This is a genomic window from Promicromonospora kroppenstedtii, from assembly GCF_044389675.1.
GTDB classification, from domain to species: Bacteria; Actinomycetota; Actinomycetes; order Actinomycetales; family Cellulomonadaceae; genus Promicromonospora; species Promicromonospora kroppenstedtii.
Genome location: NZ_JBIRYI010000013.1, coordinates 38,508 through 58,896 on the forward strand (window position 1 = coordinate 38,508; position 20,389 = coordinate 58,896).

The 20,389-nt window shown below is 69.5% G+C and carries 24 protein-coding genes; 16 read left to right on the forward strand and 8 right to left on the reverse strand.

Annotation, left to right across the window (positions count from 1 at the left end; genetic code table 11):
* Positions 1–111: 111 nt before the first annotated feature.
* Positions 112–912: an ABC transporter permease gene (locus tag ACH47X_RS19865; protein ID WP_397406254.1), complete on the reverse strand. Its 801-nt coding sequence runs from the start codon at positions 910–912 to the stop codon at positions 112–114.
* Positions 909–1,985, reverse strand: coding sequence for an ABC transporter ATP-binding protein (locus ACH47X_RS19870; RefSeq protein WP_397406255.1), 1,077 nt, complete (start codon positions 1,983–1,985; stop codon positions 909–911). Before ACH47X_RS19870 ends, ACH47X_RS19865 begins: the two co-directional genes overlap by 4 nt.
* Positions 1,986–2,207: 222 nt before the next feature.
* Here ACH47X_RS19870 and ACH47X_RS19875 point away from each other — a divergent pair, with 222 nt between their 5' ends.
* The 8 genes from ACH47X_RS19875 to ACH47X_RS19910 are packed head-to-tail and all read left to right on the forward strand — an operon-like array spanning position 2,208 to position 9,042.
* Complete coding sequence (locus ACH47X_RS19875) at positions 2,208–2,984, forward strand: helix-turn-helix transcriptional regulator (RefSeq protein ID WP_397406256.1); 777 nt, start codon at positions 2,208–2,210, stop codon at positions 2,982–2,984.
* Positions 2,984–4,420: a Fe-S cluster assembly protein SufB gene (sufB, locus tag ACH47X_RS19880; RefSeq protein ID WP_020012941.1), complete on the forward strand. Its 1,437-nt coding sequence runs from the start codon at positions 2,984–2,986 to the stop codon at positions 4,418–4,420. Before ACH47X_RS19875 ends, sufB begins: the two co-directional genes overlap by 1 nt.
* Before the next feature lies 1 nt (position 4,421).
* Complete coding sequence (gene sufD, locus ACH47X_RS19885) at positions 4,422–5,624, forward strand: Fe-S cluster assembly protein SufD (protein WP_036960044.1); 1,203 nt, start codon at positions 4,422–4,424, stop codon at positions 5,622–5,624.
* Positions 5,621–5,965, forward strand: a complete 345-nt coding sequence (locus ACH47X_RS19890) for a non-heme iron oxygenase ferredoxin subunit (RefSeq protein WP_036960045.1) — start codon at positions 5,621–5,623, stop codon at positions 5,963–5,965. The genes sufD and ACH47X_RS19890 overlap by 4 nt, the downstream gene beginning before the upstream one ends.
* Before the next feature lie 33 nt (positions 5,966–5,998).
* The gene (gene sufC, locus ACH47X_RS19895; protein WP_020012944.1) at positions 5,999–6,769 is read left to right on the forward strand and encodes a Fe-S cluster assembly ATPase SufC; all 771 of its coding nucleotides are present in this window, start codon (positions 5,999–6,001) and stop codon (positions 6,767–6,769) included.
* 30 nt (positions 6,770–6,799) lie between these two features.
* A complete protein-coding gene (locus ACH47X_RS19900) occupies positions 6,800–8,128 on the forward strand; it encodes a cysteine desulfurase (protein WP_397406257.1) in 1,329 nt (442 codons plus the stop codon).
* Between the two features lie 46 nt (positions 8,129–8,174).
* On the forward strand, positions 8,175–8,654 hold the full coding sequence (gene sufU / locus ACH47X_RS19905; RefSeq protein WP_036960046.1) for a Fe-S cluster assembly sulfur transfer protein SufU: 480 nt from the start codon (positions 8,175–8,177) through the stop codon (positions 8,652–8,654).
* A 10-nt stretch (positions 8,655–8,664) separates the two neighbouring features.
* Positions 8,665–9,042, forward strand: a complete 378-nt coding sequence (locus ACH47X_RS19910; RefSeq protein ID WP_020012947.1) for a metal-sulfur cluster assembly factor — start codon at positions 8,665–8,667, stop codon at positions 9,040–9,042.
* Positions 9,043–9,354: 312 nt separating this feature from the next.
* Here the strand turns inward: ACH47X_RS19910 and ACH47X_RS19915 are convergent, their stop codons facing one another.
* A complete protein-coding gene (locus ACH47X_RS19915; RefSeq protein ID WP_397406258.1) occupies positions 9,355–10,224 on the reverse strand; it encodes an alpha/beta fold hydrolase in 870 nt (289 codons plus the stop codon).
* A gap of 84 nt (positions 10,225–10,308) precedes the next feature.
* On the opposite strand from ACH47X_RS19915, the gene ACH47X_RS19920 reads away from it, so the two are divergent.
* Positions 10,309–10,842, forward strand: coding sequence for a CGNR zinc finger domain-containing protein (locus ACH47X_RS19920; RefSeq protein WP_397406259.1), 534 nt, complete (start codon positions 10,309–10,311; stop codon positions 10,840–10,842).
* A 200-nt stretch (positions 10,843–11,042) separates the two neighbouring features.
* On the opposite strand, the gene ACH47X_RS19925 is transcribed toward ACH47X_RS19920, so the two are convergent.
* Both ACH47X_RS19925 and ACH47X_RS19930 read right to left on the reverse strand, forming a co-directional pair.
* The gene (locus tag ACH47X_RS19925; protein WP_397406260.1) at positions 11,043–12,161 is read right to left on the reverse strand and encodes an ABC transporter ATP-binding protein; all 1,119 of its coding nucleotides are present in this window, start codon (positions 12,159–12,161) and stop codon (positions 11,043–11,045) included.
* A 242-nt stretch (positions 12,162–12,403) separates the two neighbouring features.
* Positions 12,404–13,321, reverse strand: a complete 918-nt coding sequence (locus tag ACH47X_RS19930) for an NADP-dependent oxidoreductase (protein WP_397406261.1) — start codon at positions 13,319–13,321, stop codon at positions 12,404–12,406.
* Between the two features lie 307 nt (positions 13,322–13,628).
* On the opposite strand from ACH47X_RS19930, the gene trxA reads away from it, so the two are divergent.
* From trxA to ACH47X_RS19950, 4 genes are read left to right on the forward strand one after another with little or no spacing between them, the layout of a single operon-like run.
* Positions 13,629–14,009, forward strand: coding sequence for a thioredoxin (gene trxA, locus ACH47X_RS19935; protein ID WP_397406262.1), 381 nt, complete (start codon positions 13,629–13,631; stop codon positions 14,007–14,009).
* Between the two features lie 4 nt (positions 14,010–14,013).
* Positions 14,014–14,490: a peptide-methionine (R)-S-oxide reductase MsrB gene (gene msrB / locus ACH47X_RS19940; protein ID WP_397406263.1), complete on the forward strand. Its 477-nt coding sequence runs from the start codon at positions 14,014–14,016 to the stop codon at positions 14,488–14,490.
* Positions 14,487–15,041, forward strand: coding sequence for a peptide-methionine (S)-S-oxide reductase MsrA (gene msrA, locus ACH47X_RS19945; protein WP_397406264.1), 555 nt, complete (start codon positions 14,487–14,489; stop codon positions 15,039–15,041). The genes msrB and msrA overlap by 4 nt, the downstream gene beginning before the upstream one ends.
* Before the next feature lie 33 nt (positions 15,042–15,074).
* Complete coding sequence (locus ACH47X_RS19950; protein WP_397406265.1) at positions 15,075–15,443, forward strand: GNAT family N-acetyltransferase; 369 nt, start codon at positions 15,075–15,077, stop codon at positions 15,441–15,443.
* Between the two features lie 66 nt (positions 15,444–15,509).
* On the opposite strand, the gene ACH47X_RS19955 is transcribed toward ACH47X_RS19950, so the two are convergent.
* Positions 15,510–16,076, reverse strand: coding sequence for a GNAT family N-acetyltransferase (locus ACH47X_RS19955; RefSeq protein ID WP_397406266.1), 567 nt, complete (start codon positions 16,074–16,076; stop codon positions 15,510–15,512).
* A gap of 271 nt (positions 16,077–16,347) precedes the next feature.
* On the opposite strand from ACH47X_RS19955, the gene ACH47X_RS19960 reads away from it, so the two are divergent.
* The 3 genes from ACH47X_RS19960 to ACH47X_RS19970 are packed head-to-tail and all read left to right on the forward strand — an operon-like array spanning position 16,348 to position 18,381.
* A complete protein-coding gene (locus tag ACH47X_RS19960) occupies positions 16,348–16,791 on the forward strand; it encodes a GNAT family N-acetyltransferase (protein ID WP_397406267.1) in 444 nt (147 codons plus the stop codon).
* The gene (locus ACH47X_RS19965) at positions 16,788–17,414 is read left to right on the forward strand and encodes a uracil-DNA glycosylase family protein (RefSeq protein ID WP_397406268.1); all 627 of its coding nucleotides are present in this window, start codon (positions 16,788–16,790) and stop codon (positions 17,412–17,414) included. Before ACH47X_RS19960 ends, ACH47X_RS19965 begins: the two co-directional genes overlap by 4 nt.
* 22 nt (positions 17,415–17,436) lie before the next feature.
* Entirely contained in the window at positions 17,437–18,381 is a 945-nt protein-coding gene (locus ACH47X_RS19970; RefSeq protein WP_397406269.1) for an NADP-dependent oxidoreductase, read from the forward strand.
* A gap of 81 nt (positions 18,382–18,462) precedes the next feature.
* Here ACH47X_RS19970 and ACH47X_RS19975 read toward each other — a convergent pair whose 3' ends face one another.
* Positions 18,463–19,380 carry an NADP-dependent oxidoreductase gene (locus ACH47X_RS19975; RefSeq protein WP_397406270.1) on the reverse strand — a complete coding sequence of 306 codons (918 nt, stop codon included), beginning with the start codon at positions 19,378–19,380 and terminating at the stop codon, positions 18,463–18,465.
* Positions 19,381–19,459: 79 nt separating this feature from the next.
* The gene (locus ACH47X_RS19980) at positions 19,460–20,365 is read right to left on the reverse strand and encodes a ferritin-like domain-containing protein (RefSeq protein ID WP_397406271.1); all 906 of its coding nucleotides are present in this window, start codon (positions 20,363–20,365) and stop codon (positions 19,460–19,462) included.
* Positions 20,366–20,389: the final 24 nt, after the last annotated feature.

The window sequence follows — 20,389 nt, forward strand, 5'->3', positions numbered from 1 at the left end:
GTGAAGTGAACCCTAAATGGGCAAATTTCACCCGCCAACCTCACGAAAAGGTCATACCGGTCGGGTATGCGTGTGCGGTAAGTAGTTTCCCGCCGGTGCCGGCGGACGAGCTCAGTGCCAGCGGAAGAGCCGGGCCGCGCCCGCGCCCAGCGCGGCGGTCCAGGCCAGCAGCACCACCACGGAGAACGGGGGCACGGCGCCGTACAGCAGTGCGCCGCGCATCGCCTCGCCCAGCGCTCCGGACGGCAGCAGCACCGCCACGTGCGACAGCGGTCCCGCGAGCTGTTGTGCGGGCAGCAGCACGCCGCCGCCCACGGTGAGCAGCACCAGCACCAGGTTGGCCACGGCCAGCACGCCCTCGGCGCGCAGGGTCCCGGCGAGCAGCAGCGCCAGCGCCGTGAACGCGGCGGTCCCCAGCAGCCCTGCGCCGACGACGGCGGGCAGCGCGCCCAGCTCGGGCCGCCAGCCGAGTGTCACGGCGACGCCGCAGATGACGACCACCTGCACCACCTCGACGGCGAGCACGCCGAGCACCTTGCCCGCCAGCAGCCCCGACCGGCCGAGCGGCGTCGTCGCCATCAGGCGCAGCACGCCGTTGCGCCGGTCGAACGCCGTGGCGATCGCCTGCGACGTGAACGCCGTCGACATGACGGCCAGCGCGAGCACACCGGGCGTCACGAAGTCGACCCGCGAGAACCCGTGCGTGTCCAGGTCGATGAACGACGTGCGCACCAGCGCGAACAGGACCAGCACGGGCAGCACGATCGTCACGAGCAGCTGCTCGCCGTTGCGCAGGATCGCGCGCGTCTCGAAGGACGCCTGGGCGGCGATCCGGCGGAGGGCGGGTGCGGCGGCGGGGGTGGTCTCGACGGGCTCGGCCCGCGAGCCGGGCTCGACCCTGGGCGCGCTCATCGGAGGTTCCTCCCCGTCAGGTCGAGGAACACGTCCTCGAGGGTGCGGCTGCCGGTGGTGACCGACCGGGCGAGCACGCCCTGCCCGGCGAGCCAGCCGGTCACGGCGGCGACGGCCGCCGGGTCCACGGCCCCGGTCACGGTGTACACGCCGGCCTCGCTCTCGCCCACCACCCACTCGCCTTCTCGTTGAGTGCTGGGCATCTGTGGGGATGCGGCCTGTTCGGCCGACAAATGCCCAGCACTCAACGAGTGGAGGGCGGCGCGCAGCGGTGCCAGGTCCAGCCCCGCGGCCGCCTCCACCCGGATCGAGCCCGGGCCGGTGCCGCTCCCGGCCGTCAGGTCGCGGACGCTCCCGGACGCGATCACGCGGCCGTGGTCCACGACGTGCACGTGGTCGGCCAGGTCGGCCGCCTCGTCCATCAGGTGCGTGGTCAGCACGATCGCCACGCCGTCGGCCCGCAGCTCGCGGACCAGGTCCCACACGGCGCGCCGGCTCTGCGGGTCCATGCCCGCGCTCGGCTCGTCGAGGAAGACGACGTCGGGGCGCCCGACCACCGCCGCGGCGAGCGCCACGCGCTGCCGCTGCCCGCCCGACAGGCGGCGCACGGTGGTGCGCGCGAAGCCGTGCAGGCCGAGGCGTTCGGCGAGCTCGTCCACGGGACGCGGCGCCGCGTACATGGCGGCGACGTGCCGCAGCAGCTCCAGCGCGCGCACGCCGGTGGGCAGGCCGCCGTCCTGCAGCATGACGCCGACGCGGGGGCGCAGCGCGCGGGCGTCGGACACGGGGTCGTGGCCGAGCACGCGGACGGTGCCGCCGTCAGGGGAGCGCAGGCCCTCGCAGCACTCGATGGTGGTCGTCTTGCCGGCGCCGTTGGGGCCCAGGACGGCGGTGACGGCGCCGCGGCGGGCGATCAGGTCGAGGCCGTCCACGACGGCGCGGCCGTCATAGCGTTTGACGAGCCCGCGCACCTGGACGGCGACCTCGTGGTCGGCACCGGCGGGGCTGGCTGTGGCGGCGCTCGCGGTGGCCGCCTGGGCGGGGTCGATCGCGGGCGCGTCGGACAGGGGCACCGCACAATCGTAGGCGGCGGCGCGCACCGGCCGCGTCGTCGGGCGTGACCTGGGTGTGGACCGGGCGTGTGAGATGTGTCGCGATCCACCCCAACTGAGGGTCGCCTTCCTTGCGCATCTCGAATTAGGGAACAAGGATGTTCCCAAAAGGATTGGCGTCTACGAAGGCGTGCACCCCGGGTGAGGTCTGCCCCCGGACCGACGGACGAGGAGGTGACCAGCATGAGCGCGACAGCACAGGTGTCCACCGGGCACGCGGCGAGCCACGAGACGGACGGCACCACGCGGCGGCGCGTGCTCGAGCTCGTCGCCTCGCGCGGTCCGGTCACGGCGGGTGCGCTGGCCACGGTGCTGGGGCTGACCGCCCCGGCCGTGCGCCGGCACCTCACCCTCCTGGAGGAGGACGGCAAGATCACCGTCCACGAGGCGACGCCGTCGGGCGCCCCGCGCCGCGGGCGTCCCGCCCGCCGGTACGTGGTCACCAGCGGTGGCCAGTCCGAGCTGGCAGGCGGCTATCAGGAGATCGCCCGGCAGGTGCTGCGGTTCCTCAAGGAGACGGGCGGCAGCGCGGCCGTGGCGGGTTTCGCCAAGGAGCGGTTCGACGCCGTGGCGCGCAGCTACGCGCCGCACCTGACCGCCCCCGACGCCGAGGGCCGCGCCGCCCAGCTCGTCCAGCTCCTGTCGGCGGACGGCTACGCCGCCTCCGTACGGCCCGTGCCCGCGCCGCTGACCGGCCCCACGGCCGGTGTCGTGGCGCCCGCGGTCCAGCTCTGCCAGGGGCACTGCCCGGTCCAGCACGTGGCCGAGGAGTTCCCCGAGCTGTGCGAGCAGGAGGCCCGCGCGTTCAGCGAGCTGCTGGGCTCGCACGTGCAACGGCTGGCGACGATCGCCGGCGGCGCGCACGCTTGCACGACCAACATCCCCGTGACCGCCTCGGCCCATCAGGGCACGGGCGGCCCGAGACTCTTCCCTGCGACGACCCCCACCGAAGGAAAGTGATGAGCGCAGAAACGCAAGCGCCAGAGCAGCGCTCCGACGACGAGATCATCGCCAGCATCGGCGCGTACGAGTACGGCTGGCACGACAGCGACGAAGCCGGCGCGATCGCCCAGCGTGGCCTGAACGAGGACGTGGTCCGCAACATCTCGGCCCTGAAGAAGGAGCCCGAGTGGATGCTGAACCAGCGTCTCAAGGCGCTGCGTCTCTTCGGCAAGAAGCCGATGCCGAGCTGGGGCTCCGACCTGTCGGGCATCGACTTCGACAAGATCAAGTACTTCGTGCGGTCCACGGAGAAGCAGGCCACCTCCTGGGAGGAGCTGCCCGAGGACATCAAGGCCACGTACGACCGGCTCGGCATCCCGGAGGCGGAGAAGCAGCGCCTCGTCGCGGGTGTCGCCGCGCAGTACGAGTCGGAGGTCGTCTACCACCAGATCCGCGAGGACCTGGAGGAGCAGGGCGTCATCTTCGTCGACACCGACACCGGCCTGCGCGACTACCCGGAGCTCTTCCAGGAGTACTTCGGCACGGTCATCCCGTCGGGCGACAACAAGTTCGCCGCGCTGAACTCGGCCGTCTGGTCGGGCGGCTCGTTCGTCTACGTGCCGCCGGGCGTGCACGTGGAGATCCCGCTGCAGGCCTACTTCCGGATCAACACCGAGAACATGGGCCAGTTCGAGCGCACGCTGATCATCGCCGACGAGGGCAGCTACGTGCACTACGTCGAGGGCTGCACGGCGCCGATCTACACGTCGGACTCCCTGCACTCGGCCGTGGTCGAGATCGTCGTCAAGAAGAACGCCCGCGTGCGCTACACGACGATCCAGAACTGGTCGAACAACGTGTACAACCTGGTGACCAAGCGGGCCACCGCGGCCGAGGGCGCCACCATGGAGTGGGTCGACGGCAACATCGGCTCGAAGGTCACCATGAAGTACCCGGCGATCTACCTGCTGGGCGAGCACGCCCGCGGCGAGACGCTGTCCATCGCCTTCGCGGGTGAGGGCCAGCACCAGGACGCCGGCGCCAAGATGGTCCACGCGGCACCGAACACGTCGTCGTCGATCGTCAGCAAGTCCGTGGCGCGCGGCGGCGGCCGCACGTCGTACCGCGGGCTGGTGCAGGTGCTCGAGGGCGCCTCCCACTCCGCGTCCAACGTCCTCTGCGACGCGCTGCTGGTGGACCAGATCTCCCGCAGCGACACCTACCCGTACGTGGACGTCCGTGAGGACGACGTGTCCATGGGGCACGAGGCCACGGTCTCGCGGGTGAGCGAGGACCAGCTGTTCTACCTCATGTCCCGGGGTATGGAGGAGACCGAGGCCATGGCCATGATCGTGCGCGGGTTCGTCGAGCCCATCGCGCGCGAGCTGCCCATGGAGTACGCGCTCGAGCTCAACCGCCTCATCGAGCTGCAGATGGAAGGGTCCGTCGGCTGACATGACTCTCACGACCGATCACTCGCGCGCTGTTGCCGACGGCGCCCACTCCCACGGCGCCGTCAAGCCCCAGGGCTCCCGAGCCGAGCGCCTCACGTCCTTCTCCCTGGAGGACATCCCCGTACCGAACGGACGCGAGGAGGAGTGGCGCTTCTCGCCGGCCGACCGCCTCCAGCCGCTGTTCCAGTCGGACCTCGGCTCCTCGGGCGTCACGGTCGAGGTGACCGCCGCCCCCGAGGTCAAGGTGGAGACCGTCGCCCGCGACGACGCCCGCCTCGGCACCGCCGGCAAGCCCGGTGACCGCACCGCCGTCACCGCGTGGAACGCGTTCGAGCAGGCCACCGTCGTGACCGTGCCGGCAGAGGCCGTCGCGTCCGACGTCACGTCCGTGCGCCTCACCGGCGTGTCCGCCGACGCCACCGCCGCCCACGTGCTGGTCCGCGCCGAGCGGCACTCCGAGGCCGTGGTGGTCATCGACCACAACGGCGTCGGCTCGCTCTCCGAGACCGTCGAGATCGTGGTCGAGGACGGCGCGCACCTGACCGTCGTCAGCGTCCAGGACTGGGCCGAGGGTGCCGTGCACGCCTCGTCGCACCGTGCTCGCCTGGGCCGCGACGCCAAGCTCAAGCACGTCGTGGTGACGTTCGGCGGCGACGTCGTGCGCATCACGCCCGACGCCGAGTTCACCGCCGAGGGCGGCGACGTCGAGATGGTGGGCCTCTACTTCGCGGACACCGACCAGCACCAGGAGCACCGCCTCTTCGTGGACCACGCCGTGCCGGAGTGCAAGTCGCGCGTGACCTACAAGGGCGCGCTGCAGGGCTCCGGGGCGCACACCGTGTGGGTGGGCGACGTCCTGATCCGGGCGAACGCCGAGAACACCGACACCTACGAGCTCAACCGCAACCTGGTCCTCACGGACGGCGCGCGCGCGGACTCGGTGCCGAACCTCGAGATCGAGACCGGCGAGATCGCCGGTGCCGGCCACGCCAGCGCCACCGGCCGGTTCGACGACGAGCAGCTCTTCTACCTCCAGGCCCGGGGCATCCCCGAGATCGAGGCCCGTCGTCTCGTCGTGCGCGGCTTCTTCGCCGAGCTCATCCACGAGATCGGCGTCCCGTCGGTCGAGGAGCGCCTGCTCGCCTCCATCGAGGCCGAGCTGGAGAAGTCGATGAGCGTCATCACCGGGGCTCCGACCGCATGACCGCGCAGCTGGCCTGCATGACCGACGACCTGGGACCGGAGGAGGCGATGCTCGTGGAGCTCGACGGCGCCGACGGCGCCCCGGTCCCGGTCGCGGTGGCCCGCGACGCCGACGGCAACTTCCACGCCGTCTCGGACATCTGCTCGCACGGCGCCGTCTCGCTGTCCGACGGCGAGGTCGAGGGCTGTCTCGTGGAGTGCTGGCTGCACGGTTCCCAGTTCGACCTGCGGACCGGCATGCCCGTCCAGCTCCCGGCGGTGCGCCCTGTGCCCGTCTACCCGGTGACCGTCGACGGCGAGCGCGTGCTCGTCGACATCGACGTGACCGTCCCCGTCTCCTGAACCACTGACTTCCGCAACCCTGGAGTAACAGATATGCCCACCCTCGAGATCCGCGACCTGCATGTCAGCGTCGAGACCAAGGAAGGCCCCAAGCCGATCCTGCGCGGCGTCGACCTGACGATCGCCAGCGGCGAGACCCACGCGATCATGGGCCCCAACGGCTCGGGCAAGTCCACCCTGGCCTCGGCCCTCGCGGGCCACCCCAAGTACACCGTCACCTCGGGCACCGTCACGCTCGACGGCGAGGACCTGCTGGCGATGACCGTGGACGAGCGCGCCCGCGCGGGCCTGTTCCTGGCCATGCAGTACCCGGTCGAGGTCACCGGCGTCTCCGTCGCGAACTTCCTGCGGACCGCCAAGACCGCCATCGACGGCACCGCCCCCGCCCTGCGCACCTGGGGCAAGGAGGTCAAGGGCGCGATGGAGAACCTGCGCATGGACCCGGCCTTCGCCGAGCGCTCCGTGAACGAGGGCTTCTCCGGCGGTGAGAAGAAGCGCCACGAGATCCTGCAGATGGAGCTCTTCAAGCCGCGCTTCGCCATCCTCGACGAGACCGACTCCGGCCTCGACGTCGACGCCCTGCGCATCGTCTCGGAGGGCGTCAACCGCGCCAAGGAGAACACCGAGGTCGGCGTTCTGCTCATCACGCACTACACGCGCATCCTGCGCTACATCAAGCCTGACTTCGTGCACGTCTTCGTCGACGGCAAGATCGCCGAGGAGGGCGGCTCCGAGCTGGCCGACCGCCTCGAGGAAGAGGGCTACGACAAGTACGTCGGCGCGAACGCGACGGCCACGGCCTGACCGACCGCTGAGGCACTTCGAGGGGACATGATGACCACCGCCACCGTGCGTCCGGGCGACCCGGCGCTGCAGCCCGCCGAGACCGGCTCGCTCTCCACCACCGAGCTGGCCGCCGTCCGGGCGGACTTCCCGCTGCTCGAGCGCACGGTGCGGGGTGGCCAGCCCCTCGTGTACCTGGACTCCGCCGCCACCTCCCAGAAACCCCAGGTGGTGCTGGACACCGAGGTGGACTTCTACGAGCAGCGCAACGCCGCGGTCCACCGCGGAGCGCACCAGCTCGCCGAGGAGGCCACCGAGGCGTTCGAGCAGGCGCGCGCGGCCGTCGCCGCGTTCGTGGGCGCCGACGAGGGCGAGATCGTCTGGCAGCCCGGCGCCACGGCGGCGATCAACGTCGTCGCCTACGCCTTCTCCAACGCGACCCTGGGGCGCGGGGGAGAGGCCGCGGCGCCGTTCCGGCTCGCGCCGGGCGACGAGATCGTGGTCACCGAGGCGGAGCACCACGCCAACCTCGTCCCGTGGCAGGAGCTGTGCGCCCGCACGGGCGCCGTCCTGCGCTGGATCCCGGTGGGCGACGACGGCCGGCTCGATCTCTCGACCCTCGACGAGGTCGTCACCGAGCGCACGAAGGTGCTGGCCTTCGGGCACGTGTCGAACGTGACCGGTGCCATCGCGCCCGTGGCCACACTCGTCGCCGCGGCGAAGCGGGTCGGCGCGCTGACCGTGCTCGACGCCTGCCAGTCCGTGCCGAACATGCCGGTCGACTTCCACGCGCTCGGCGTCGACTTCGCCGCGTTCAGCGGGCACAAGATGCTCGGCCCCACCGGCGTCGGCGCCCTGTACGGGCGGCGCGAGCTGCTGGAGGCCATGCCGCCCACCGTCACCGGCGGGTCCATGGTCGAGGTCGTGACCATGGAGACCACCACGTACGCGCCGCCGCCGCAGCGCTTCGAGGCCGGCACCCAGATGGTCGCCCAGGCCGTCGGCATGGGCTGCGCGGCGCAGTACCTCGGTGAGCTCGGCATGGCGGGAGTGGCGCGGCACGAGACCGAGCTCGCGGCCGAGATGCTCAAGATCGCCGACATCCCGGGCGTGCGGGTGATCGGCCCGCTCGACACCGCCGACCGGCTCGCCGTGGTCTCGTTCGTGGTCGACGGCGTGCACGCGCACGACGTCGGGCAGGTGCTGGACGACAAGGGCATCGCCGTGCGGGTGGGTCACCACTGCGCGCAGCCGCTGCACCGCCGGTTCGGCGTGGCCGCCACGGCGCGCGCCTCGGCGTCGGTCTACACGACGGTCGAAGAAGTTGTCGCCTTCCGGGAAGCGTTGGCGGGGGTCCGCGCGTTCTTCGGTGTGGAGTGATCTCTTCGATGAGATCTGATTCGGTGAGATCCAGAAAGGCAGCGTCGTGAGCACGCTCGAGCAGATGTACCAGCAGGTGATCCTGGACCACGCGAAGCACCCGGTGGGCCGCGGGCTCGTCGACGTCGCGTCGGTGGCGGGACACCTCGCGGGGGAGTCGCACCAGGTGAACCCCACGTGCGGTGACGAGGTGACCCTCCGGGTCGACGTCACGCCGGAGGGTTCGGTGGCGGGTGTTTCCTGGGAGGGGCAGGGATGCTCCATCTCGCAGGCGTCCGTGTCGGTCATGACGTCGCTGGTCGAGGGCGCCGACCTCGCCGAGGTGGCGCGGCTCGACGGCCTGTTCCACGACCTGATGTCGTCCCGCGGCAAGGGCCTGGGCGACGACGACGCCGAGGATGCCCTCGGCGACGCGACCGCCTTCACGGGTGTGTCGCAGTACCCCGCCCGGATCAAGTGCGCGCTGCTCGGCTGGGCGGCGCTCAAGGACTCGCTGGCGCGCAGCGGCGCGCTGGCCACGAGCTGAGGAGAGACCGATGACTGAGGCGAGCACCGACGTCGGGCAGGACGCCCCGGCCGCTCCGGCGGAGGGCGTTGGCCCGTCGCCCACCACCGTGGTGGACGTCGAGGAGGCCATGCGCGACGTGATCGACCCCGAGCTGGGCATCAACGTCGTGGACCTGGGCCTGATCTACGGCATCCAGGTGGACCAGAACAACCACGCGACCATCGACATGACGCTCACGTCGGCGGCCTGCCCGCTGACCGACGTCATCGAGGACCAGAGCGCGCAGGCGCTCGAAGGTCTCGTGGACGGGTTCCGCGTGAACTGGGTCTGGATGCCGCCGTGGGGTCCGGAGAAGATCACGGACGACGGCAAGGAGCAGCTGCGGATGCTCGGGTTCAACGTCTGAGGATCGATGAGGTCAGGTGGCAGTTCCCTGAACCGGGGAATGCCACCTGACCTGCTGTTTTCCTTCGGGACCGACGGGCGGAAGTGGACTCGAGTGGCCAGTGCCACAGCCGGCCGGTCCATTCACGCAGGCCGGCGCGGCCTCCAACGAAGGATGGAAGCGCCCAGGACCGACGTCCCTGAGATCCTGACCAGTGCCGGGAACTCGGCCGGGCCGGAGCCGGACCGGAGGGTGCTCGGGCCTGGACGGGTCCGCCGCTCCGTGACCGGCTACGTGGACCCAGGAGGATCCGCCTCACGCGGAGCCGCTTGTTCAGCGGGTGAGGGTCGTCGCGAGAAAGTCGCGGATCAGTGCGGTGACCTCGTCGAGGTGGGACTCGAGAAGGAAGTGCCCGCCGGGCAGCAGGTCGATCCGGGCGTCGGGCAGGTCCTTGGCGAATGCCTTGGCGCCGTCGGGCCCGAAGATCTCGTCGCGCTCTCCCCAGACGGCCAGCAGTGGCACCTGGGAGGTGCGGAAGTACTCGTGCACCGCGGGGTACAGGGGTGGGTTGGTCGCGTAGTCGGCGAACAGCTGGAGCTGGACCAGGTCGTTGCCAGGGCGGGAGACCAGAGCGAGGTCGTGCTCCCATGTGCCGGGGTCAACCAGGGTGGGCTCGGAGACGCCGTGTAGGTACTGCCACCTGATGGCCTCGCGCGTCAGCGCGAAGCGGACCGCGGGCTCGGTGTCCTCGTTCTGGTCCTTCGCGTAAGCCCAGACGCCGGTCCAGAAGCTCTCGACGAAGCCCTCCTCATATGCATTGCCGTTCTGGCTGATGATCGCCGTGATCGCGGACGGGTTCGCCAGCGCGAGGCGCCACCCGATCGGAGCGCCGTAGTCCTGGACGTAGATCGCGTACTGGTTGATGCCCAGGCCGGACAGCAGCCGGGAGGTGATCCGTGCAAGGGCGTCGAAGCTGTAGTCGAACTCGTCGATGCCGGGCGCGTCTGACAGCCCGAACCCGAGATGGTCGGGCGCCACCACGTGGTAGTCCTCGGCGAGCAGGGGGATGAGGGCACGGAACATGTGCGAGCTGGTGGGGTAGCCGTGCAGCAGCACGATGGTGGGTGCGTCGGTGGGACCGGCCTCGCGGTAGAAGACCCTGTGTCCGTCGACATCGGTGAACCTGTGCTGGATGGCGACCATGATGCTAACCCTCTCGATCGGTGTTGTCCGGTTATGAGAGCACTGCGGGTGCTAACCTGTCAACAACGATTGAAGGGGTTAGTCATGAAGGTCGTGACACGCGAGGACGAAGAGCTGCTGCTGGAGCTGCTGAACACGACGCCCGTCGTCGACGGCGAGAGCACCGACGAACTTGCCGACCCCGATTCGGCCTTGGCCTGGGCCGCAGCGCACGGCGGGGCTGGCAGCAGCGGCGAGATCGCGCGACTTCGACGCGTTCGCGCGGCGCTCCAGGACGTCATCCGCGGAGCGGGCGACGCGCAGCTGCTCGAGGAGCATGTCGAGCGGATCGCGCTGCGACCCTCGTTCCATGCAGGCGCCCTCACCTGGGAGCTGCAGGCACCTGCCGACGAGAGGCTCGCGGCACGGGTGCTGCTCGCCTGGGCCGCGATCGACGAGCGCGCCCCCGGCCGGATCCGGCCATGCGCGAATCCCGCGTGCTGCCGCTTCCTGCACGACCGGAGCAACGCGAACACTGCTCGATGGTGCTCGATGGCGCTCTGCGGCAACCGGTTCAAGGCCAGACGCCACTACCAGCGCACGCGGAAGCCTGCCGACGGTTCCACAGGGTCATCATGAGTCGATCGAGGCGCGCCTGCCGGCTCGACCGAGAACTCGTACCCAGGGCACAGACCGCGACTGTTCGGGAGATGTGAGGTTGCGTGAACCCGTCCTCGGCAGGTGCGCCTGGGTGCCTCGGCCGGTCAGGTCCGGCCGAGGCAAGGCCGGCGTCGTGCTGGCTCTGGCCTGTGTGGCCGGGCCTGCCGTCAGGCGTCGGTTCAGCCGAGGCGCTCGCCCGTGGTGGCGGAGAACACGTGCGAGTGGCCGGCCTGGATGGCGACGGAGATGACGTCGCCCTTGTCCGGCACACCGCGCGGGTCGATGCGCACGATGACCTGGTTGGTGTCGCCGGCGGAGAGGTCGACGTCGGCGGCGTCGCCCTTGAGCGAGCCGTAGACGAAGGCGTCGGAGCCGAGCTCCTCGACCAGGTTGACCTCGACCTCGAACGAGCCGGAGGTGCCGGACGGGACGACGTCGAGGGCCTCGGGGCGGAAGCCCAGGGTGACCTTGCCGTTGTCGGCCTCGCTGATGGTGGAGGCGATCGAGCGCTCCAGGGGCACGCTGGCCGAGCCGACCTTGACGTTGCCCTCCTTGACGTCGAACGTGCCGATGTTCATGGCGGGGGAGCCGATGAAGCCGGCGACGAAGACGTTGCTCGGCCGGTCGTACATCTCGCGCGGGGTGCCGACCTGCTGCAGGATGCCGCCGTTGAGGACCGCGATGCGGTCGCCCATGGTCAGGGCCTCGGTCTGGTCGTGGGTGACGTAGACCGTGGTGACGCCCAGGCGGCGCTGCAGCGACGCGATCTGGGTGCGGGTCTGGACGCGGAGCTTGGCGTCGAGGTTCGACAGCGGCTCGTCCATGAGGAACACCTGCGGCTGACGCACGATGGCGCGGCCCATGGCGACGCGCTGACGCTGACCACCGGAGAGGGCCTTCGGCTTGCGGTCGAGGTACTCGGTGAGGTCGAGGATCTTCGCGGCCTCCTCGACCCGCTGGCGGATCTCGGCCTTCGGGGTGCCGGCGATCTTCAGGGCGAAGCCCATGTTGTCCGCCACCGACATGTGCGGGTAGAGCGCGTAGTTCTGGAAGACCATCGCGATGTCGCGGTCCTTGGGCTGCACGTCGGTGACGTCGCGGTCACCGATGAAGATGTGCCCGCCGTTGACGTCCTCCAGACCTGCCAGCATCCGAAGAGCGGTGGACTTGCCACTACCCGAAGGCCCCACCAGGACGAGGAACTCCCCGTCCTCGACCTCCAAGGTGAACTCGTTGACCGCCGGAACCTCGGTGCCCGGGTAGACGCGCGTCGCGTGGTCGAAAGTGACCGTAGCCATGAGAAAACATCCCTCCACCGGCAGGTACGTGCCGGACGATCCGTAGTGGACTCACCGCTTGGTGAGAAACCGAACAGGCTTGGTGCCGCACAAATTCCGCGCCACGGGCGGGTAGGCGTCCTGTCGAGCGAGCGGTCGCGCGAAGGTCTGTTCCGCCGTAGAGACCGCGGAGTTCGGAACGTCAGCGCATGCCGACCCAGTACGTGAACCCACCCCGGGTCGGTATGGGTTCTTGTCGACAGCTACGGGCGAACGCGGATGATCGTCTTGCCCTTGACCCGCTCGGTCGGGTTGAGTGCGGCGACCGCGTCGTCCAGCTCCGCGACATGACCGATGTTCGTGCGCAGACGCCCGTCGCGAACTCGCTGGACGAGCTCGCTCAGCTGCGCTCGGTCCGGCTCGACCACGAAGTCGACGGCCAGGCCGTCGGCAGGTCGCGCCTCGGGCGGCCCCGCGATGCTGACGAGCGTTCCTCCGGCGCGGACCAGGGCTGCGGATCGCTTCTGGATGTCCCCACCGATCATGTCGAAGACCAGATCGACCTCGCCGACGTCCTCCAGCGTGTCGTTGCCGAGGTCGACGAACTCGTGCGCCCCGAAGCCGAGCGCCGCTTCGCGGTCGCCCGGGCGTCCGGTGCCGATCACGTAGGCGCCGGCCTCGCGGGCGAGCTGCGTCACGATCGAGCCGACGCCGCCCGCGGTGCCGTGGACCAGAACGCTCTGCCCCACCTCGAAGTGGCCGTGCACGAACAGGCCCTGCCACGCGGTCAGGCCCGAGATCGGCAGGCTCGCGCCCACTGTGAAGTCGACGTCGCCCGGCAGCGGCGCGAGATTGCGCGCCTCCACAGCCACGTACTCCGCGAGCGTGCCGTCACGGGTCCAGTCCGCCAAGCCGAACACCCGCTGCCCGACGGTCAGCCCCCTCGTGCCGTAGCCGAGCGCGCTGACCACACCGGCCAGCTCGTGCCCCGGGACGGACGGCGTGCGGTCACGGCCCAGGCGGTCGGTCCAGGTCCCCGGCCAGGTCAGCTCGCCCGGGGTGAATCCGGACGCGTGCACCCGAACGACGACGTCGTTCCCGGCAGGCTCCGGCTCCGGGCGGTCCGCCAGAGTCATCCCGGCCAGTCCTGCGGTCTCGTCCGTCACCACGATGGCTCTCATCGGGCGCCTCCCTGAATCGCGTGGTTGTCTCTCACCGTATTTCGGTTCACCAGGGTTAGCCGCGCGGGACGCCGACGTCTTACGGGCGGCGGTGGATTCTTGTCCACGACGTCCACCGTGGCTGGTGAACCGTGTGGGCCATCAGCCGTTGGGGGATCGGGTCTCGCACCACCGGTAAGACGGCAAGGAACGCTGACACCCACGAATCAAGGGGCGTGGCGCTCCGGTGAGGGGGCAGCCGCAGACATCAGTGCGCCGCACCCCGATCACCGGAGTGCTCACGGCCACTCGACGAGAGGGAGAGACCATGACAACCATCGAGCTCACCGACGACACCTTCGCGAGCACGATCAAGGACAACCACATCGTCCTGGTTGACTTCTGGGCGGCGTGGTGCGGCCCGTGCAAGCAGTTCGCACCGGTCTTCGAAGAGTCCGCCAGGAACAACCCCGACATCGTCCACGGCAAGCTGGACACCGAGGAAGCCCAGCGGACCGCGGCTGCCGCTGACATCACCGCGATCCCGACCCTCATGGCCTTCCGTGACGGCCTCCTGGTCTTCAACCAGGCCGGTGCTCTGCCCGCCAAGGCTCTGGCGGAAGTGGTGGCCATGGTCAAGAACCTCGACATGGACGAGGTCCGCAAAGACCTGGCATCGCAGGGCGATCGCGCCGCACAGGGCAGGTGAAGACATGTCGAACCAGTACAGCAGGTCGCCCGAGGCGCTACGCCGACTCACCGAGACCCAGGTCCGCGTCACCCAGGAGGGCGGGACCGAACCAGCGTTCCGGAACGAGTACTGGGACAACCACGAACCCGGGATCTACGTCGACGTGGTCTCCGGCCAACCGCTTTTCTCCTCGACCGACAAGTACGACAGCGGGACCGGCTGGCCCAGCTTTACCAAGCCGATCAGTGCAGGCACGGTCAGAGCAGTGACCGACCGCTCCTACGGGATGGTCCGCACCGAGGTGCGCTCCACCGGGGCCGACAGTCACCTGGGACATCTGTTCGGCGACGGTCCGGCCGATCGGGGAGGGGAGCGCTACTGCATGAATTCCGCCGCACTGCGCTTCGTCCCCGTCGCGGACCTGGAGGAGCAGGGCTACGGCGAATACGTGTCGCTGTTCGAACCGCGCGCGACCGGAGACGAGGACACGTCATCATGACCAGCGGAGCGCAGGACACCGGGGAGATCACCCGTAAACCCGGCACCGAGACGGCCGTGCTCGCCGGCGGGTGCTTCTGGGGCATGGAAGACCTGATCCGTCGCCGGCCGGGGGTACTGGCCACGCGCGTCGGGTACTCCGGTGGAACCAACGACCACGCGACCTACCGGAACCATCCCGGCCACGCCGAGGCCGTCGAGATCATCTTCGACCCCGTCGCGACGTCCTACCGGGACATCCTGGAGTTCTTCTTCCAGATCCACGATCCCTCGACCTTGGATCGGCAAGGCAACGACGTCGGCGCGAGCTACCGGTCGGCCATCTTCCCGCTCGACCCCGAGCAGGAGAAGACCGCACGCGACACGATCGCCGACGTCGACGCGTCGGGCCTGTGGCCCGGACGAGCGGTGACGACGGTGGAGACCGCCGGCCCGTTCTGGGAAGCCGAGCCTGAGCACCAGGGCTATCTGATCACCTACCCCCATGGCTACACCTGCCATTTTCCGCGCCCGGGCTGGGTACTTCCCCGGCGGGACCGGACAGCCGACTGACCGGCCCGAGCGAGACGACGAAAAGGAGCTCCTGTGAGCGATCCAGACCACGTGCACACACCGGACGAGCTTCGCGATCAAGCCGGCGCTGACCGGTTCGAGCTCGTGCGAGCCGGCGAGACGATCGCGTGGATGACGTACAAGCACCTCAGGCCCAATCGGTACGTGCTCCTGCACACCGAGGTCGACCAGGCGCAGCGAGGCCACGGAATCGGCGGCGTCCTCGTCGACGCCGTTCTGAACGAGATCCGCTCCCGACAGGGAACGGTGACGGCCATCTGCCCGTTCGTCGTCGATTACCTGGCGGGCGACGAGCGGTACGCGGACGTCATCGACCCCAAGCACCCCGGCTACCCGGACCGGACCGCGGCCGAGCACGGCGACGGCGCAATCCCGGTATAGGTCGGATACCCGCGAACGGGCGTGTCCTCACCAGCACGGGCCTGGTGAGGACGACGCTCGTTCCCGTCACGGGTTTGGCACGTCGAGGTCGCCCCTGCGGAGCCGGAAGACCTGAAGCTTCAGGTCGTAGTACTTCGTCGTCTCGCCGACCCACTCCATCCCGATCTCGCGCGCCGTCCTGATCCCGTGGTCGTTGCCAGGACGTACGACGGCGAACACCTCCTCCTCGTCGTGAGAGAACGCATAGTGGGCAAGGGCATGTCCGGCCTCAGAACCCAGACCGCGACCCCATGCAGAGGGTGCGAACTGGTACCCGAGCTCCAGGTCCTCGCCCTCTGGAGGCAGACCGAGGATCTGCCCGGAGCCGATCAGCTCGCCGTCGGCCAGGTCATCGATCGCCCACCGCCCGGTGGGCCTTCCTGTGTCGACGTCGTGTTCGGCGCCCCATCGTTCGACGATCGAGCGCATCTGCCCCGGTTCGTCGATGCGGCCCATCGCCGGTGCCAGCCAACGTGCGACGTCTGCTTCACCGTAGATGGACAATGCCGCGACCGCGTCGTCGGCCCGCCAGGGTCGCAACCGCAAGCGACCCGTCTGGATCGTGGTTCCGTCGATCGTGACCTGATGGCTCATGTCTCCTCCTGGATCTGTTCGGCCTTCCGTCCGCCTGGTGTCGAGCAGCCGTGTGACGAACTGGCGTGACCGTACGGGAACTGGACGTTATCGTCCAGTTGGTGGTTCGGCTGGCAGGACGCTTCAGGTGGGAGTGAAGCGCCCACGGAGCGCGCAGGTGCGCGATTGATCGGTATGGATGGTGGACCCGCGTGCCACTAACGATGGTGTGCGTATCGACGATCGCACCCCGTCGTGCTGGCCGCAGGCCACCCTTTGAAAGGAAGACCTCATGACCGACCCTGACCCGAACACACTGGCTCCGCAGCACACCGCCGCCGGCACGAGCTCTGGCACGCCGGTCCCTGATGACGACCAGAAAGCCTTGATGGGAGAGGTGGCCGGCGACGATGACCAGTCTCTCGAGCTGACGATCACAAAAGACGAGACCGCTGGGATCTATGACGCGACCGTCGCCGACCAAGAGGTCGGCGGGCTGACCTACAGGGACCACGACGGTCGGGTGGTGCTCGTCGCGGTGTCGATCCTTCCGCAATTCCGTCACCAGGGCGCTGCTACCCAGCTGATCCGGCACGTCTTGGACGACCTTCGTGCACAGGGAAAGAAGGCCACAGTCCTGTGCCCGATCGTGCGGACCTTCATCGACAAGCACACCGACTACCAGGATGTCGTCGACCCGCAGCACCCCGGTGTCGTGAAGGTCTCCCCGCGGTGACGGCAGAACCCATGGGTGGAGGCTTCGACGAGATCCGGGCAGCGATCGTCGCGGATCCGGCGAATGCCTGGGCCAGGGAGCGCGGATACGCGCCGCTGTACACCGCGGGCCCCGAGGCGCGGGTCGCGGTCGTAGGCCAGGCGCCTGGCCGCTTGGCGCAGGAGAGTGGTGTGCCGTGGTACGACGCGAGCGGCGCGAAGCTGCTGGAGTGGCTGGACGTGACCGAGGACGAGTTCCGCGATCCGGCCCTGTTCGCCCTGCTGCCGATGGACTTCTACTACCCGGGCAAAGGAGCCACCGGCGACCTGCCACCCAGGAAGGACTTCGCGTCGCGGTGGCATCGTCCGCTGCTGGACCTCATGCCCGGGATCGGGCTGACGATCCTCATCGGGAGCTATGCCCAGCAGCACTATCTCGCCGGCCGGGCGAAACGGAACCTCACCGAGACCGTCCATTCCTTTCGCGAGTACCTGCCCACGATGTTTCCTCTGGCGCACCCTTCGCCGCTGAACTTTCGCTGGCAGGCCCGCAACCCATGGTTCGTCACCGACGTCCTTCCCGTCCTGCGGGCACGGGTCGCGTCAGCGCTGGTGAGCCAGCCCGAGTGCAAGATCGCCTGGTAGAGCAGGACAGAAGGAGAGAATCATGAAGGCCATCGTGGTGTCAGATCGCGCCGCAGGCAGAGCCGGAATGCGGCTGGTGGATCGGCCCGACCCGGATGCCGAAAGGCTGGCAGGCCTCGAAGGAGCCAACTACGGCGACGTGGTTGTCGAGGTGCGCGCCTCGGGATTTACCGGCAACGAGCTCGAGTGGCCCTCGACCTGGGTCGACCGTCTCGGCCGTGATCGAACGCCGTCCGTCCCGGGCCACGAGGTCGCCGGGGTGGTCACGTCGCTCAGTTACGGAGCCGCGGGCCTGTCTGTGGGCCAGCGCGTCTTCGGGCTGACCGACTGGACCCGGGACGGGACTCTTGCCGAATACGTCGTGGTCGAGGCGCGGAACCTGGCGCCCTTGCCGGGCGACATCGACTTCGTGACGGCCGCGGGTGTCGCGATGACAGGTCTGACCGCCTGGCAAGGACTGTTCGAGCACGGACGCCTCACCGCAGGGCAGAGCGTCCTCGTGCACGGTGCAGCGGGGGCGGTGGGGTCGATGGCGGTCCAGCTGGCACGTGAGTGCGGTGCGCACGTGATCGGAACTGGGCGTGCCGCACATCGCCAGGAGGCGATCGACTTCGGTGCGCACGAGTTCGTCGACCTGGGGAACGAAGCGCTCGAGGACGTCGGCGAGATTGATCTTGTGTTCGACGTCTTCGGAGGCGAGATCGGTGACCGGTCCGCACGTATGGTGCGGTCCGGGGGGACTCTGGTGAGTATCGCGGGCAGCCCTCAGGCGCGACCGACGGACGGGCGGACCGTCGACTTCGTGGTGGTGTCCGAGCGTGCACAGCTGAACGAGATCGCCCGGCGAATCCAGTCCGGTCGGTTGCGGGCGAACATCGGGCGGACCGTGAGCCTTCAGGACGCTGTCGCCGCCTTCAACTCGACAGAACCTGTCCGCGGAAAGATGGTCGTCGGCGTACGCGGTTGACCGCTCGAGGTTCGCCGCAGCGACGTTCCGCGTCGGGGCCGGTCGAGTCATCCGGACGGAGGACCCGACCGGTCCGTGCTGTCACTCGGCCACGCGGATGATCGTCCTGCCGCGGGCGGGCGAGGTGGGCTGGAACGCAGCGGTGGCGTCCGACAGTGGTAGGACGCGGCCGACGGTCGGAGCGATGCGGCCCTCGCGAACTCGTTGCGCGAGATCGGCCAGCCGGGCCCGGTCGGGCTCGACGACGAAGAAGATCGCCCGCCCGTTCGTGGGCAGCACCTTCGGCGGGGCGGCGACCGAGACGAGCGTTCCCCCAGGGCTCACGAGCGCGGCGGACCGGTCGAGGACCTCACCACCGATGACGTCGAACACAAGGTCGACCGGTCCGATGTCCTCGAGCTCCTCGTTCTCGAGGTCGACGAAGGCCTCGACCCCGAGGGAGGCCGCGGCATCCCGGCTGCTCGACCGGCCGGTGCCGATCACCCGCGCTCCGGCCTCTCGGGCGAGCTGCGCCGCCATGGAGCCGACGGCCCCCGTCACACCGTGGATCAGAACCGTCTGGCCGGTCGTGAGCCGACCATGGTCGAACAACCCCTGCCACGCGGTCAGCCCCGAAATCGGCAGAGCCGCGCCGATCGTGTGGTCCAGATCCGCCGGCAGGGGCGCCAGATTCCTGGCTTCGACCGCCACATATTCGGCCAGCGAGCCGTCACGCGCCCAGTCGGCCATGCCGAACACCCGCTGACCGACGCCGAGGCCGGTCGTACCGAACCCCAGGCCGACCACGACGCCGGACAGCTCGTGACCTGGCACGCTCGGCGTGCGGTCGCGACCGGCGCGATCCGTCCACGTAGCGGGCCACTCCAGCTCGCCGCGCGTGAACCCGGCGGCGTGCACCTGAACGACGACGTCGTTCTCGGCAGCATGCGGGTAGGGCAGTTCCCCGAACGTCATCCCCGCGAGCCCAGCCTCGCGGTCGCGTACGGTGACGGCTTTCATCTGAGTGCTCCTTCGTTACCTCATGGTCGATGGTCGTGAGGGAGACGAGGTAGCTCGGTCGGACGTGACGTACGCGCCGTCAGCTGTCGTCACTCTCGGTGAGATCACCGTTGAGTCCGTCCGGGTAGAAGCCGCCGCTGCCGGCACGTTCCGGGGTGAGGTAGACGATGTTCAGGATGTGCCCGGGTGAGCGTCCGAAGGCACCACCGTTCTCGTCGGTCGGGACGAGGTTGAGGCGGTCCGCGGTCCCGATGCTCTGGTCGTCGTCGCCGACGTGGTCGACGGCGTTGCGCACGTCGGAGATCTTCTGTGCGGCGGCGAAGACGGTGTCGTCGATGACGCCCTGGTTGTACAGCGCCAGTCGGACGATGCCGGCGTGATAGGCCTCGGTGGCCAGCAGGCCGGCGGCCGCGTCGAGGTAGGTCTTGTTCTCGATCAGGGGTGCGGCGCCCTTGAACGCGGTGACGCCGACGTCCTCGAAGAGGTAGGCGGCGAACAGGAAGTTCACCTCGTTGGCGTAGGCGTCGAAGCTCTCGCCCTGGCCGATCAGGCCGGCCGCGCGGGCTGCCTGGGTGAAGCTGTGGTCGAGCGAGATGGTGGGCCTGGCCACGGCGGCGCTACCCAGCGCGCCACGGAGGAAGGTGACGTGCTGGCGCTCGTCGGAGGCGATCTCCTCGGCGAACCGTCGGATGACCGGGTTCTTGAACGGGACGGGCTTGCCTCCCGAGACCTCGCCTCGGGCGCCGACCCCGGTGGTGAGCTCGTCCGGTAGTGCGCTGCCCGTAGCACGCAGGTAGAACTCGGCCTCGAGGTACTCGAGATTCAGGGCGAAGTTGAGGATGGAGGCGTCGCTGGGGCCGGCCGTGTCCTCGCCCGGCGCGGTCGACCGAGGGGCCCGGCCGATCATGGATTCGAGCCGGTTCCGGTCGGCGGCGGTCTCAGCGCTGCGCGCCGCCGCCTGGGCGAGGAAGTCGTTGTCGGACATGGGTGTGCTCCTTTGCGATAGCTG